Genomic DNA, 14,554 nt, shown 5'->3' with positions numbered 1-14,554 from the left:
CTCCGAACGGCCAGACATCTCCGAACGGCCAGACATCTCCGAACGGCCAGACATCTCCGAACGGCCAGCTTTGAGCAGCAAATGGGTGCAACAATCCTTAATTCCACCGCCCTTGAACAAAGTCAGGACGTTAGCGTACGATACAAGCAAGCGAGCGCTGTACGATCGCCAGCGTCCATCCCCTTAGCGAAAAATGAGAAGAAACTGCCATGAAAGACGGCATTCACCCCAATTACCAAGAAACCACGGTCAAATGCGGCTGTGGCAATACGTTTACGACTCGTAGTGTTCGTCCCGAGTTAAAGCTCGACATTTGCAACGAATGTCACCCGTTTTATACCGGAAAGCTGAAATACGTTGACACAGCGGGCCGAATCGACAAGTTCCAAAAGAAGTTTGCAGCTGGAACCTACGGCAGCCTGCAGCCTAAGAAGGCAGGCAAGAAAGCTAAAAAATAGCTTCCTCCAATCTGAAACACGAACAGCCGCACCGTTCATCCGTGAGCGCGTGCGGCTGTTTTCATAAAGTTCACCCCCAAACTGGATCGGTTCCTCGATCCCTCTCGGTGCTTCCCGCCTTTTCTCTGACAGACGCAGTCTATGAGTACCATTCGCGACACGCTCGAAGAAAAACTTGCTCGATTCAAACAGCTTGAAGCCGACATGTCCAATCCCGCGGTCTTAGGCGACGGGGCGAGGATGAGCGCGACCGCGCGCGAACATGGCGGATTGGCCAAAGTCGCTGGAAAGTACCGTGAATTTAAGCGGTTGACAGACGAAATCCGCGAGTGCGAAGAGATGGCCGAAGCAGCCTCGGACCCGGATGAACGGGACATGGCGGAAGCGGAGATGGCCACCCTACGTAAGAAACGCGAAAGCCTCTGGGAGGAACTACTGTCACTCACTGTCGGTGGCGAAGATTCTCACCGGACCCGCTGTGTCATGGAAATCCGAGCCGGCACCGGTGGTGACGAAGCGGCCCTTTTCGCTCGCGACTTGTTTGAAATGTACAAACATTACGCGGAGGCGAAAAAGTGGAAGATTGAAATCATGGACCATAACGCGACCGAAATGGGCGGGTTCAAAGAAATCACATTGACTCTTGAAGGGGAAAACGTCTACCGCGATTTGGCGTACGAATCGGGTGGACACCGCGTGCAACGCGTTCCTGAAACTGAAACACAAGGCCGGGTTCATACATCGGCAGCCACCGTTGCGGTAATGCCAGAACCGGAAGATGTCGAAATCGAGATTAAGCCAGAAGACTATCGAATTGACAAATTTTGTGCCTCGGGGCCTGGTGGGCAGCACGTCAACAAGACCGAATCCGCGATTCGCTTGACGCACCATGCAACCGGCACCGTCGTGCAGTGCCAAGACGAAAAAAGCCAACACAAGAACTTGGCCAAAGCACTTCGAGTTCTCAAGGCGCGCGTCTATGAAAAGAAACGAGAAGAAGAGGAAGCCAAGCAGGCGGAAACTCGCAAAGGTTTGATCGGATCAGGTGACCGTAGCCAGCGAATTCGGACCTACAATTTTCCTCAAAACCGTTTGACCGACCATCGAATCAATCTGACGCTATACAAGCTGGATCAAATCATTGCTGGTGACTTGTCCGCTGTCACCGAAGCAATGATTGAATACGACCGCGATCAACTTCGCGGCGACATGATTGACTAAAGCGAACCACTCACGAAAGGTCCCCATGTCGGACACCTCGAAGCCAGACACAAAGGAAGATCCATGGACGGTGCTACGGTTGCTAGAGTGGACGACCAATTTTTTCACACAACGCGGCAGCGACTCACCACGTCTTGATTCCGAAATCTTGCTTGCTCATGCTCGCGATTGTGCGCGCATCGAACTCTACACTGCCTTCGCAGAGGTTCCCAGTGAAGAACAGCGTGTTGCGTTCCGTGAAATGGTGCGACGACGCGGCGAAGGAACGCCGGTTGCACAATTAGTTGGCTACAAGGAATTCTATTCCTTGCGATTCCGGGTCGACGAGAATGTGTTGATACCTCGCCCGGAAACTGAGCATCTTGTGATCGAAGCAATCGATTGCGTCAAAACAATGAAGGTTACCGATCGCCCCATCCGAATTGCCGATATTGGAACCGGAAGCGGCGCGATCGCAATCACGCTTGCCAAGCACATTAAAAACGCTGAGATAACGGCGGTCGATCAAAGCGAGACGGCGTTGAACATTGCCCGGTGGAATGCCGCGCACTTGAAATTCGCCGATTCGATCGACTTTGTCCACAGCGACCTGTTCGCGTCGGTCACCAAGCCGGAAACGTTCGATATCATCTGCAGCAATCCGCCTTACGTGAGCGAATCGGAATACGATGACCTGCCCGCGTCGGTCCGCGAGTACGAACCCCGCGAAGCGTTAGTCGCAGGGATCGATGGCCTCGACGTTATCAAACGCCTGCTTGAAAACGCTCCTCCGCGGCTTGAACTCGGCGGCCGATTGATTATCGAAATCAGTCCCATGATTGCCGATTTATGCGAAGAACTCGTCGACGCAACAGCCAACTTAGCTGAGCTGCGAATCATCAAGGATCTCGCCAACCACCAGCGTCTGATCTCGATGGCGAAAATCGAATCTTAAGTGATCAAACACTTAAGCATGCAATTTCAAAAACCACACGCGTTCGATTGAATCTCGGTTACATGCTTTTTTGCGAATTAGCGAATCAGAACTCTCGGTCTTGCATTTCGACATAGTCGCGGCAGGGTGGGCCCGTGTAGATTTGCCTTGGTCGATAAATGCGGCTCTCGCTATCGCGAACTTCTTTCCACTGAGCAATCCAACCAGGCATCCGGCCCATCGCAAACATGACCGTATACATGTTAAGCGGAATACCGATCGCACGAAGCAAAATGCCCGAATAGAAGTCAACATTCGGATACAACTTTCGACTCACAAAATAGTCGTCGCTCAACGCAATCTCTTCTAATTTTTTAGCGATATCCAATAGCGGGTCACTATGTCCGTGCTTGTTCACAATTTTGGTGACTTGATCACGAAGAATATTTGCCCGTGGATCATAGCTCTTGTAGACGCCGTGACCGAAACCGTAAAGCTTTTCCTTTTTCTGTTTCACACGCTCGATCAAATCTTCGATTCGCTCGTCGGATTCGTGAATACGTTGAAGCTGTTCCATCACAGCGACATTTGCTCCACCGTGAAGCGGCCCCCACAGAGCACATACGCCGGCTGCACATGATGCAAACAAGTTCGCACCCGAAGAGCCAACCATGCGGACGGTTGCGGTAGAACAGTTTTGTTCGTGGTCAGCGTGCAAAATCAAAAATAGCGACAAAGCTCGAACCACGTCGTCCGCAGGATGATGCCGGTTCGATGGCAATGAGAACATCAGGTGCAAGAAATTGCGGCAATAACTCAACTTCGGATCGGGGTACATCAATGGTTGACCCATCGATGTTTTGTATGCGTATGCGGCGACGGTGCGAATTTTTGAAAGCAACCGGGCAGCCGCATTTTCAAAGCCGACTTCATCCTCCATTTCCATCACAGCGGAGTTGTAACAAGACAAGGTGTTGATCATCGATGACAGAATCGCCATCGGGTGACCACTCGGCGGATAACCAAGGAAGGAGTTGCGCATTCCTTCGTGAATCATTTGATGCTCCGTGAGCATCTCGCGGAATCGGTTCAAATGTTCATCAGACGGAAGCTCTCCGTACATCAATAAAAGTGACGTTTCGACAAAGGTCGAGTTTTCGGCAAGCTGCTCAATCGGGATGCCCCGGTAACGCAGAATCCCGTTCTCGCCATCAATGTAAGTGATCGCCGACTTGACACTGCCCGTATTTCGGTAGCCTTCGTCGAGCGTGACGACACCCGTCTCGTCGCGAAGTTTAGAGATGTCAAAGCCTCGTTCGTTTTCGGTTCCGATCACCTCGGGTAGTGAGATTTTTCGGTCGCCTAGATCGAGTTCGTATGATTTTCCGGAATTGATACCTTCACTCATGCTTTGATTTCCTTGGCTCGGATAAACTGATACTCCTGAATGTTACACGATGCGGTGCCGTGACACAATTTTTTCAATTCACTTTCTGTGCCACCTGAAAGCAAAAAAAAAGACTATGTGCGTGAATACAACACAAACCGGTCGCTAGGCTAGCCACAGAAACCATGTGCGGCTTCGCACAACACGGCCTCTTCAGCGTAGGACCGACGAAGGGTTTGCAACTTCTGTAATGCAACATAGGCTAACCAGGCAAACAGCGCCCCTTTTCACTACGATTCCCGCCAAGGCCAAACCTGTGGACGACTTTTCCCAATATGCCGGATTGATATTTGATTGCGATGGAACCTTGACGGACTCGATGCCGCTGCATTATGAAGCCTGGCTTGAAGCCTTGATCCCCTATGGCATTTCATTCCCCGAGGTGAAGTTCTATTCAATGGGGGGAATGCGCAGTGAAAAGATTGTTGAAGTATTGGGTAAAGAGCAATCGATTGACGCCGATCCGAATGAGGTCACGGCGTTGAAAGAGGCCGCGTTCGGACGACGAATGCTGCGGATCGAAGCCCGCGAGGACATCTGTTCGATCGCCCGAAATCATCACCGCAAAATACCGATCTCTGTCGCAAGTGGTGGCGACAAAGAAGGAGTCACCGCACAACTAGAACAAATCGGAATGCGAGAGTATTTTGAAGTGATCGTCACCGCAGAAGACACCGAACGTCACAAGCCTGAACCGGACGTGTTCTTGAAAACCGCCGAACTACTAGGCGTCCCACCCGAGGGATGCTTAGTCTTCGAAGATTCGCCGCTTGGTCTTGAAGCGGCCGCCAGAGCTTCGATGGATTGCATCGATGTCCGCGATGGCAAACTCTATCGAGCACAGCAAGCGAACGCTTAAATCAACGACTTCCACTAAGCCTTGTACGCAAGCGCCTTGTCGCTGATGTCTTTGCGGCACCATGCACCTTCCCAGCGAATTTCTTTCACCGCTGTATAAGCTTGCAACTTCGCATTGCTGATCGAATTGCCGATCGCAGTGACGCCTAACACGCGACCGCCCGTGTTATAAATTCGGCCATCATCGATTGCAGTGCCGGCATGAAACACTTTGACATCAGGCAGCTCGGCTGCCCGGTCGAGCCCTCGAATGGTACGTCCTTTTTCATAGTCTCCAGGATACCCTTCACTAGCCATCACGACGCAAATACTCGGTCGTTCGTCCCACTCAAGCGGTCCAAGCTCACCGAGGCGTCCGTCAATCGTCGCCTCAATCACATCGATAAGATCGGTCTTCAGTCGCATCAGCAGCGGTTGGCATTCGGGGTCACCAAAACGGACGTTGAATTCCAATACTTTTGGCCCAGCTGACGTAAGCATCATCCCCGCATAGAGAACCCCTTTGAAGGGTCGCCGAGCACGCTTCATCGCATGCACGACGGGGACCAACACATCCGACTCCACTTTTTCCATCATTGCTTCGTCAACGATCGGCGTCGGACAGTACGCGCCCATCCCTCCGGTGTTAGGGCCGGTATCGCCATCGTGAGCAGGTTTATGGTCTTGCGCAGCAGGCAATGTCATGATGGTTTCGCCATCCGTAATCGCAAGCACGCTGGCTTCTTGGCCAAACAACCGTTCTTCGATAATTAGCTCCTTGCCCGCTTCGCCAAATTCACGCTGATGCGCGATGCGGTCGATTGCCTCCAGAGCTTCGCTGCGTGTGTCACATACAATCACCCCTTTGCCCGCAGCCAATCCATCGGCCTTGATCACCACATTGACTGGGTCGTTCGGCTCCGAGTAACGATCTTTGATGTAGCGACTCGCATCATCTGCACTGCGGAAAGCACGGTAATCCGCAGTTGGGACATTGGCGGCGTGAAGCAGGTTCTTGCAAAACACCTTGCTTCCTTCAAGTTCCGCAGCTGCTTTGCTTGGCCCAAACACTTTTAGGCCCTCTTCTTGCATGGCATCCACCAGCCCAAGAACCAATGGCACTTCGGGACCGACGACCGTGATGTCGATCAATTCATCCTTGGCAAATTTCACCAAGCCTTCGATATCAGTCACTTCGATCGGAACATTGACCGCGTCGACGGCCGTCCCAGCGTTACCGGGTGCGACGAAGACGGTTTCCACACGAGGACTTTGCGAGATCTTCCAGGCGAGCGCATGTTCGCGTCCACCACTTCCAACGATCAATACCTTCATCACCAAATCCTGTGCTTTCGCGCTCGCCATGCGGGGGATGCGTCGGAGGCAAGCCCTGTCGCGACGCTCGAATCAATAATCCGACCAAAAACCGGATTGCTGAACCAGAAAACCGTAATTTACGCCCTGTTCGTCGTTCCTAAAACCATAGGCACCCGAGAGCCCCTTAGCGGCGACGTATTCACACTTATCGCGTATTAGCGGTAGACAGAAAGCCGACGAAGAGTAAAATTAGGGAACGACCAGCCGAAGTAAGTGATTCTACCAACCTATTTGCCACCTTGGCTTCAACGGTCTACCCACCTTCAAAAAGGGTTGGCACTCACTTCGCCAAAGGCTAATTTCAATTCGGGCGGCGACTGGAGAGACCTACAACTCTCGTTCTCAGTCGCCGCTTTTTTTCGTTTTTTGTCGGCAATTCCCTCGGCCGAAAGCCCGTTTTCCTCTGACGAAGGCCCGTTTTTGGCCAATCCCATCTAGCCCGGATTACTTACGTCGATCGGACCGAGATCGCAATCGGCTGCGGGAACGGCGAGATCCGCCCTCAACGATGAAAATGCTCTAGTTTGCGGGGACTGACGCCAAGTGACCTAGCCGATTGATTCCAATAGAATAGAATCGTTCGTGGGCCCCCGATGCCATTTTTGGCCCCCAATGCCATCTTTGTATTTGATCTGTAGGAGATTTGTTTTGAAAAATCGTATGCTTCATTGCGTTGCCGCTCTCACTTTTGTAGTAGCTTTGCCGCTCAATCTTGATGCGGCCGACCTGAAAATTCGGTTTGAGTACGCTGGCGAACAGAAGGATCCTGCACTCCTCGTAGTGAACAAGGATGAGAGTTTTTGCGGGAAGCATCAACTGGCAAGTGAACGGCTTGTGGTCAACTCAAAGAACAAGGGAGTCAAAGACGTAGTGGTCTATGTCTACACCGGACGAGGTGGATCCAAAATCGACAAAGTACCTCCGGTGAATGCCAAACACGTCTTGGCGAACGATCAATGTCGCTTCGATCCTCACATTGTGATCGCACAAACAGGTGACACGCTTGAGATCACCAACCCCGATCCGATTGGGCATAACGCGAACATGAGTTTCCTCGAGAATGACCCGTTGAATATTCTGATTCCCGCTGGTGGGTCCAAGACCGTGAATTTGGAAAAGCAAGAGCCAGCGCCAATTCCGGTCGACTGCAATATCCACCCTTGGATGCGTGCCTATGTCGTGGTGCTTGAGCATCCCTTTGCCGCAGCGAGCGACGCCAACGGTGAACTTGTGATCAAGGGATTGCCCGAGAACCAGAAACTGATCTTCCGCGTTTACCACGAAGCTGGTCGGATCGATGATGTCAAAATCGGCGGCAAAAAGCAAAGATGGTCGCGAAGCCGATTCGAATACGAGATTCAACCGGGCGAGAACGACATGGGAACCGTCGTGATTCCCGCAGAAGCCCTCAGCTACGATTGATCGCATTGGCGTCGAACGCATGCCTAAGTTTGATGTAGGCTAGGCCCCGTCCTAGCATTTCGGCTACAAGCTAATTGCAGCTACACGTGAAGCCAGAACTCATGCCATCCGCCTAGCGTAATTCAATTCCCTATCGTTTACGTCTTCCTACCTTTTACGGTTTAATAGGCACACCCAAACCGCCCTCCCTCCTTTCCCGTGCCAATGTTTCGCTCTCTTTGCTGCATCGTTCTGCTCTCTTTAGTGGCTGCCTTCTCGGGCTGCGACACCAAGATTGAGCAGTTTGATCCGAATCAGGTTTACTCGATGACGCTCGCACGAAGCCGTGCGATCCCGATGGATGCTGCGCTACAAGACGCTTCCGAAGCCACTGACTCACTGTTTGGCACTCCCAATGATCCCCGCTGGCCGACTGAGTTTCTCGACGAATCTTTGGCCGATTTGGTTGACTCAGCCCGACTCGTTCAAGCGGCTGGTCCGGTACTGAGCCTACAAGATGGCACTCAACAAGGCTTGTATCGCGAGCATTGTGCGGTGTGTCACGGGCTTTCAGGCAGTGGCAATGGGCCGGCATCGATGGTGCAAAATCCGTATCCGCGAGATTTTCGACATGGCCTTTTTAAGTGGAAATCGACCGCTCGTTCTGAACGACCAACACGCGACGATTTGATTGAACGAATTCGTCACGGAATCGCAGGTACGGCCATGCCCGCCTACCCGTTGATCAGCAATGATGAATTGGATGCGATCGTTGACTACGTCATCTACTTGTCGATTCGCGGCGAGGTCGAACGTGATTTGCTTTCTGCGGCAGTCGATGAAATGGGCTACGAAGAAGAAGTCCCCGAGGACGAACTGCGTTTGAAAGTTCCCGCCAGTGTTGGTGAAGATTCACTGACAGAAGGAAACGAAGTGACGCTTGAAATTTTGAACGAAGTGGCCCAGGAGTGGGCTGATGCTGAACAATATGTCGTCGAAGTCCCATCACCAACGGTCGCCAAGCCGACGGAATCCGAGCTTACGGAATCAATTGAACGCGGCCGCAAATTATTTCATGGTCAAATTGCCAATTGCGTCGGTTGTCACGACGAGGACGGACTAGGCCAAACGATCACACTCGATTACGACGATTGGTCGAAAGAGTATTCCTCGCGAATCGGGTTAACCCCGTCCGATTCCGTAGACATGAAACCGTTTCTTGACGCCGGCGCCATGATGCCACGCCAAATCAAACCGCGTACCCTCAAAGATGGTATTTTTCACGGCGGTGGTGATGCAGAAACACTGTACCGACGCATCGTCCAAGGGATCGCAGGCACGCCAATGCCGGGAATCGAAGTTGTTGCCATTGAAAGCCACCAAGGTTTAACGGTTGACCAGGTATGGAACTTGATTCGCTATGTGCAGTCGTTTGCGTCGGATGAGAATCAGGAGACTGCAAATGAATCGAGATAACTATCGATCGATCGGTGCAATCATAGGAATTACCCTTGGTGTGACCGTAATGTTCGCGCTGAGTTTTGGTGGATTGGTCGCAGGATTTTTTTTCGGTGCCGGTGGTGCAGTTCTCGGCGGAATGTCGGGTGAACGGATTTTCGCCTGGCGACAAACGCGAGGCGAACGATGAACACGGAACTCAAAGACACGGTACCCCGTTCCTCCACTATCGTTCACCGCTTGGCGGTGTTGACGGTGGTGTTGACTTGGCCATTGATTTGGGTCGGCGGATTGGTGACAACTTACGACGCGGGGATGGCCGTTCCCGATTGGCCCAATACATACGGCTACAACCTTTTTCTATATCCGTATAAGACTTGGCTGCTTGGACCGTTTGATCTTTTCATCGAACATGGCCACCGGCTTCTTGGCGCTTTGGTCGGCTTTACAGCGATAGGATTGGTGATTTCGGCGGCAATGACCGAAGAGCGACGCTGGGTAAAGATCCTCTCCGCGATCATCTTGCTGTTGGTGATCATTCAAGGCGGCCTAGGTGGAATCCGCGTGATGTTAAGCGATCGGGTATTTGCGATGATTCATGGCAGCACCGCGCCAATCGTTTTCGCAATTGCCACAGCCGGTGCGGTGGTGACGAGCCGATGGTGGAAACAACTTTCCGTTGCCAATCATGTCGCTGTTGCCCCCGATAACCAGGCTCCACACAATCATGAAAACGCAAATTCCGGAATGGCAATACCGTCTGCGGGGACGATTACCGTCATCTCGGTGCTGCTAATCGTGTGCTTCACCCAGTTGGTTCTTGGGGCAAAAATTCGCCATTTGCAACCCACGGATTCGCCATCTTGGTTTCTGTATACCGTCTGGGCTCATGTAATAACGGCGTTTTTAATATGGTTATTGACTGCCGTCGTTTGGCGACAACTGAGGGGATCCAGCGATTTTTCGGTGTCTCGGCCAGGGATCATCTTGGTCGCCTTGACGGCAGTCCAAATCTTGCTGGGCATAGTCAGCTGGGTCGTCAATTATGGCTGGCCCTCGTTCCTTCAATGGTTTCCAGGAGCGTCGGGGCACTTAATTGAGTCAAAAAACTACGTCGACGCGTTGCTGGTCACAGCCCACGTGGCGATCGGGCCGCTGATTCTTGCCGTTTCCACGGTCGCTTTATTGCGTATACTGCGAGTCCGATACCTGAGCCGGCACTCTTTCCAATAAACTATTCGCCCATGTCGACTGATACCCTGACCGCCGATCTTTCCACATCGAAATCGGTTCCTGACCTTCTCATGGCGCGGAGCGATTACGTGAGCGAAGATGATCGAGTGAATTCCGAATCAAGGATTGGGCCAGGGGAGGGGAGCCACGATCATCCGCTGGGTGACTCGGTATCGGCTTCCTCCTCGAAACCAACTTCATTCAAATCGACCGCAATCGACTTGGTCCAACTGACCAAACCAAGAATTGTCACAATGATTTTGGTGACGACCGTCGCTTCAGCCTCCATTGCGGCAGGTGGATTGATTCCGATGACTGAAATGGCATGGTTGCTATTGGGCACCGGGATGGTCGCCGCCAGTGCCGGAGCAGCAAACCAAATTTGGGAACGTGCCATCGATTGTCACATGCCTCGAACAGCAGTGCGGCCACTTCCCGATAAACGCATGAATGTTTTCGCCGCAGCCATCTATACCGCATTCCTTGGAATCGTTGGGACGGCGATTTTGTACTTCGTGTTCGACGCCAAACCTGCGATTGCCGGAGTGACGACCTGGCTTCTTTACGTGCTTGTCTACACGCCGATGAAAACTCGCACTTCGTTTAACACCACCGTTGGTGCAATAGCCGGTGCTCTGCCTGTAATGATCGGCTATACCGCAGCGGGCGGTGGTCACATCGATGCGACCGGATGGTTGTTGTTTGGGATTTTGGCCGCCTGGCAATATCCTCATTTTATGGCGATTGCTTGGCTTTATCGTCGACAATACGCTGCAGCTGGTTTTTGCATGTCAACCACTGTAGACCCAAGTGGCAAATCGGCCGGTTGGCAGAGCATTGCCGGTTCGTTCGCGATTTTGGCTTGTGGGCTTGCGTTGTGCATGATCCCCGAAGGTGTCGTTGGCGGTATCATTGCATCGATCGCCGTTGCCAGCGTTTGTTATCCAATGCTTCGAGCTTCACTGCATTTCTTTGCTTCCCCTGATGATTTAATGGCGCGGAAACTGCTTCGCAGTTCTCTATTGGTTTTACCGGCAATTCTTATTGTCGTCACGATACGGTCGCTCGCCTAAGTATGAACAGCGCTATCACAGAACAATCCATGGCATCGGGTCGAAACGGTCGCGTCGCAGACATTGTTTGCGCGGCGACCGATTTGTGGCATACCTACGAAAACCATGAAGCATTAAAGGGTGTTGATCTCAGGACGCACGCCGGCGAGATCTTCGCGCTACTCGGACCCAACGGCAGCGGCAAAACGACACTGTTCCGATTGTTATCCACTTTAATGCCGATCCAACGTGGTACGGTCCGCATCAGCGGTTTCGATAGCCATACCAATCCACTGGCGGTGCGTCGACAAATTGGAGTCGTATTTCAATCGCCAAGCTTGGACAACAAGTTAACCGTTGACGAGAATATTGCTTGCCAAGGAGCTCTGTATGGGCTCACGGGGAAAGAGTTGAACTCGCGTCGCGATGTCCTGCTTGACCAATTGGACTTAACCAATCGCCGCAAAGATCTCTGCGAGACGCTTTCGGGTGGACTCAAACGACGTGTGGAATTGGTCAAAGGGATGCTACATCGTCCGCGATTGTTGCTTCTAGATGAACCGAGTACGGGCCTGGACCCCGGCGCTCGGTTGGACCTTTGGAACGCAGTTCGTGCGATGAGCGACGAAGGGACATCGGTGCTGTTGACGACGCACTTGCTTGAAGAAGCGGACAAAGCTGACCAAGTGGCGATTATGCACAAAGGTCGAAAGATTGATCAAGGAAGTCCCGCACAGCTCCGATCGAATCTGGGCGATGGAGTTGTGACGATCGAATCCACCAATGTTAGCGATGCCGAGCGAATCCTGCGTGAAGAACTTGGACTTTTTCCCCAACGGTTGCATCATCAACTTCGCTTGCAAAGTGATTCCGCCGCGGAGCTTGTTCCGGTCATTTCGGCGCGACTTGGCAATCAAGTCCAAGCGATCACGATCGGCCGCCCCAGCCTCGAAGACGTCTTCATCGCCAAGACAGGGCACAAGTTTCAGTAACGTCATGATTGTCAGGCTTCTCTGCCAAACCCAAGCACCACATGCCAGCCTAGAAAGTTTTTCGTCTATCCCATGAGCACCCTTACTAGCGGCAACACCCTAGCGACCCCCACGACGACCGCCGGCTTGGCGGCTGCCTGGATGCTGGCACGGCGTGAATGGACTCGTTTTTTTCGCCAACGAAACCGCGTCACCGCTGCGATCCTGCAACCGCTGCTGTTTTGGCTACTCTTCGGGACGGGACTTCGAGGTTCCTTTACCGGTGCGGGTGACCAGAGTTTCATCGAGTTCTTTTTGCCAGGAACGGTAGGACTCATCATTTTGTTCACTGCGATTTTTGCGACCATTTCCGTGATCGAAGATCGCCGCGAAGGCTTTATGCAATCCGTTCTAGTGGCACCCGTCGGCCGTTGGCCGGTACTAGCAGGCAAAGTACTTGGTGGCGGCGCGATCGCGTGGGTTCAAGCGACATTCTTCCTGTTGCTTGTTTACCTGTTTGGGGCCGCGCCGTTGAGTTGGACCATCGTGCCTCTGATGCTTCTTTTAGCAATCGTCGCGGCTGGCATGTGTTCACTGGGGATGATTGTTGCTTGGCCAATGGATTCAACCCAAGGGTTCCACGCGATCATGATGTTAGGCTTGATGCCGATGTGGCTTCTCAGCGGCTCGTTTTTCCCAATTCCCGCGTGGAATGATTCCAACTTAGGTCAAATGATTCTTGGTGGGGTCATGCGAGTCAACCCGCTCAGCTATGCGATGGTTGAAATGCGACGTCTGATATATCCCGAAATCGATTTTTCGGCTGCCGGTTTTGCACCGTCGAGCAGCGCATGCTGGTGCGTCACGATCCTCGCAACGGTCTTTGTAAGCGTTTTGGCTTGGTACTTTGTACGTGGCAGCCGCAAAGTAGATGTGGTGGTTTAACGCGTGTTGTAACGGAGCCTAAAACGCTACAATCCATACTCCACACGTAATTTGCAAGAGAACAGAGGATAGAAATGCGAACCACGGTCAACATCGTTTTAATCCTGATCGCTGCGGTCATTGTCGGTCTCGGGATTCGAACATTCAAGAGCATCGCTAGTCGCGCGCGATCAAATGAGCAGATCGAGATTTTTTCGAACGATGTATCGCCCATGGATTTTGTCGAAGAGGATTCGGTAACCGAAAACGCTATACCTAGCCGACCGCCTGAAGATGAAGCATGGCTGAGTCGATTTGAACTCGTGGAACGCAGTGGCGAAAAGATCAGTAGCGAGGCATTGCTCGGGCAACCCTACATTGTCAGTTTTTTCTACAGCACTTGCCCGAGTATCTGTGTTCGCCAGAACCAGAAGTTGAAAGAGTTACAGGATGAATTTCTAGGCCAGGGCGTGCACTTTGTTGCAATCTCGGTCGATCCGGAAACGGATACACCCAAAATTCTCCGAGAGTACGCTGCACGATTTGGTGCTGACGAGAAACAATGGCTCTTCATGACAGGCGACTTGAACTACATTCGTCGCATCGGTGCCGAAATCTATCGGTTGCCCGTCGATAAGCAGTTCCACTCCGAGCGTTTCGTTTTGGTCGATACAAAAGGTCAAATCGAAGGATTCTATACCTGGCCCGAAAAGCCACAATTTGAAAAACTAAAAGAAACGATTCGCCAAATGATTCAGTTCTCTGAGCGGAAGGATTCCTAAACAAGTGTCTTGGCAATTCTTAGCCGACAACCTGCCACATGCAACCGCGTCGCTTAATGCCATTGCGATCGTTTTGCTTGCGATGGCATTCGTAAAGATCCGGCAAGGGAAAGCGCGGGTCCACAAGAAGTTGATGCTATCCGCGCTCGGCGTCAGTGCACTCTTCTTACTGATGTACCTGCTTCACAAGTTTGCTCTCTACGAAACGACCGGTGAGCCGAATAAGCGGTTTCCGACCGATCCGGCGATTGCATCGAATGCCGCTCGCTATCTGTATTTTGCGATTCTGGGTACGCATTTGATTCTCGCGATGCTAGTTCCCTTCTTGGCACTCCGAGCAGTCTATTTAGCGATGAAAGGCCGCATCGTCGCTCATAAACGACTCGTTCGATACGCTTATCCCATCTGGATGTATGTCTCGGTCACTGGCGTGGTGGTCTATCTAATGCTCTATCAACTCTACGCAGTTTGAAATACACG

Annotated in this window: 16 protein-coding genes; 13 read left to right on the top strand and 3 right to left on the bottom strand. The window is 52.2% G+C overall.

Annotated features, from left to right (window positions below; translation table 11 throughout):
* The first annotated feature begins 209 nt into the window (after positions 1-209).
* The 3 genes from rpmE to prmC all read left to right on the top strand — a co-directional run bounded on the left by rpmE (position 210) and on the right by prmC (position 2,613).
* Positions 210-458: a 50S ribosomal protein L31 gene (gene rpmE, locus CA13_RS21470; RefSeq protein WP_146400118.1), complete on the top strand. Its 249-nt coding sequence runs from the start codon at positions 210-212 to the stop codon at positions 456-458.
* A gap of 141 nt (positions 459-599) precedes the next feature.
* Positions 600-1,679: a peptide chain release factor 1 gene (gene prfA, locus CA13_RS21465; protein ID WP_146400116.1), complete on the top strand. Its 1,080-nt coding sequence runs from the start codon at positions 600-602 to the stop codon at positions 1,677-1,679.
* Positions 1,680-1,704: 25 nt separating this feature from the next.
* Positions 1,705-2,613, top strand: coding sequence for a peptide chain release factor N(5)-glutamine methyltransferase (prmC, locus tag CA13_RS21460; RefSeq protein ID WP_146400114.1), 909 nt, complete (start codon positions 1,705-1,707; stop codon positions 2,611-2,613).
* 85 nt (positions 2,614-2,698) lie between these two features.
* On the opposite strand, the gene CA13_RS21455 is transcribed toward prmC, so the two are convergent.
* Entirely contained in the window at positions 2,699-4,000 is a 1,302-nt protein-coding gene (locus CA13_RS21455) for a citrate synthase (RefSeq protein WP_146400112.1), read from the bottom strand.
* Positions 4,001-4,295: 295 nt separating this feature from the next.
* On the opposite strand from CA13_RS21455, the gene CA13_RS21450 reads away from it, so the two are divergent.
* Positions 4,296-4,898 carry an HAD family hydrolase gene (locus tag CA13_RS21450; protein WP_146400110.1) on the top strand — a complete coding sequence of 201 codons (603 nt, stop codon included), beginning with the start codon at positions 4,296-4,298 and terminating at the stop codon, positions 4,896-4,898.
* Positions 4,899-4,912: 14 nt separating this feature from the next.
* On the opposite strand, the gene purD is transcribed toward CA13_RS21450, so the two are convergent.
* Entirely contained in the window at positions 4,913-6,211 is a 1,299-nt protein-coding gene (purD, locus tag CA13_RS21445) for a phosphoribosylamine--glycine ligase (RefSeq protein ID WP_146403816.1), read from the bottom strand.
* A gap of 690 nt (positions 6,212-6,901) precedes the next feature.
* Here purD and CA13_RS21440 point away from each other — a divergent pair.
* From CA13_RS21440 to CA13_RS21425, 4 genes are all read left to right on the top strand, one after another.
* Positions 6,902-7,675, top strand: coding sequence for a methylamine utilization protein (locus CA13_RS21440; protein ID WP_419194660.1), 774 nt, complete (start codon positions 6,902-6,904; stop codon positions 7,673-7,675).
* Positions 7,676-7,879: 204 nt separating this feature from the next.
* Positions 7,880-9,130 (top strand): c-type cytochrome, encoded by a 1,251-nt coding sequence (locus CA13_RS21435; protein ID WP_146400108.1) that lies wholly within the window; start codon positions 7,880-7,882, stop codon positions 9,128-9,130.
* Positions 9,117-9,302, top strand: coding sequence for a hypothetical protein (locus CA13_RS21430; RefSeq protein WP_146400106.1), 186 nt, complete (start codon positions 9,117-9,119; stop codon positions 9,300-9,302). The genes CA13_RS21435 and CA13_RS21430 overlap by 14 nt, the downstream gene beginning before the upstream one ends.
* Positions 9,299-10,345 carry a COX15/CtaA family protein gene (locus tag CA13_RS21425; RefSeq protein WP_146400104.1) on the top strand — a complete coding sequence of 349 codons (1,047 nt, stop codon included), beginning with the start codon at positions 9,299-9,301 and terminating at the stop codon, positions 10,343-10,345. The genes CA13_RS21430 and CA13_RS21425 overlap by 4 nt, the downstream gene beginning before the upstream one ends.
* A 151-nt stretch (positions 10,346-10,496) precedes the next feature.
* Here CA13_RS21425 and CA13_RS35450 read toward each other — a convergent pair whose 3' ends face one another.
* Positions 10,497-10,742: a hypothetical protein gene (locus CA13_RS35450; RefSeq protein WP_419195186.1), complete on the bottom strand. Its 246-nt coding sequence runs from the start codon at positions 10,740-10,742 to the stop codon at positions 10,497-10,499.
* Here CA13_RS35450 and CA13_RS21420 point away from each other — a divergent pair.
* The 5 genes from CA13_RS21420 to CA13_RS21400 all read left to right on the top strand — a co-directional run bounded on the left by CA13_RS21420 (position 10,657) and on the right by CA13_RS21400 (position 14,546).
* Complete coding sequence (locus CA13_RS21420; RefSeq protein ID WP_419195137.1) at positions 10,657-11,418, top strand: protoheme IX farnesyltransferase; 762 nt, start codon at positions 10,657-10,659, stop codon at positions 11,416-11,418. The two genes, CA13_RS35450 and CA13_RS21420, sit on opposite strands and share 86 nt — an antisense overlap.
* Before the next feature lie 29 nt (positions 11,419-11,447).
* Entirely contained in the window at positions 11,448-12,389 is a 942-nt protein-coding gene (locus CA13_RS21415; protein WP_419194659.1) for an ABC transporter ATP-binding protein, read from the top strand.
* Positions 12,390-12,461: 72 nt separating this feature from the next.
* Positions 12,462-13,313 (top strand): ABC transporter permease, encoded by an 852-nt coding sequence (locus tag CA13_RS21410; RefSeq protein ID WP_146400101.1) that lies wholly within the window; start codon positions 12,462-12,464, stop codon positions 13,311-13,313.
* A gap of 74 nt (positions 13,314-13,387) precedes the next feature.
* A complete protein-coding gene (locus tag CA13_RS21405; RefSeq protein WP_146400099.1) occupies positions 13,388-14,074 on the top strand; it encodes an SCO family protein in 687 nt (228 codons plus the stop codon).
* A 4-nt stretch (positions 14,075-14,078) separates the two neighbouring features.
* Positions 14,079-14,546, top strand: coding sequence for a DUF420 domain-containing protein (locus tag CA13_RS21400; protein ID WP_146400097.1), 468 nt, complete (start codon positions 14,079-14,081; stop codon positions 14,544-14,546).
* Positions 14,547-14,554 lie beyond the last annotated feature (8 nt).

This window comes from Novipirellula herctigrandis (assembly GCA_007859835.1).
Classification (GTDB): domain Bacteria; phylum Planctomycetota; class Planctomycetia; order Pirellulales; family Pirellulaceae; genus Novipirellula_A; species Novipirellula_A herctigrandis.
This window is presented reverse-complemented; position numbering and strand designations above follow the sequence as displayed.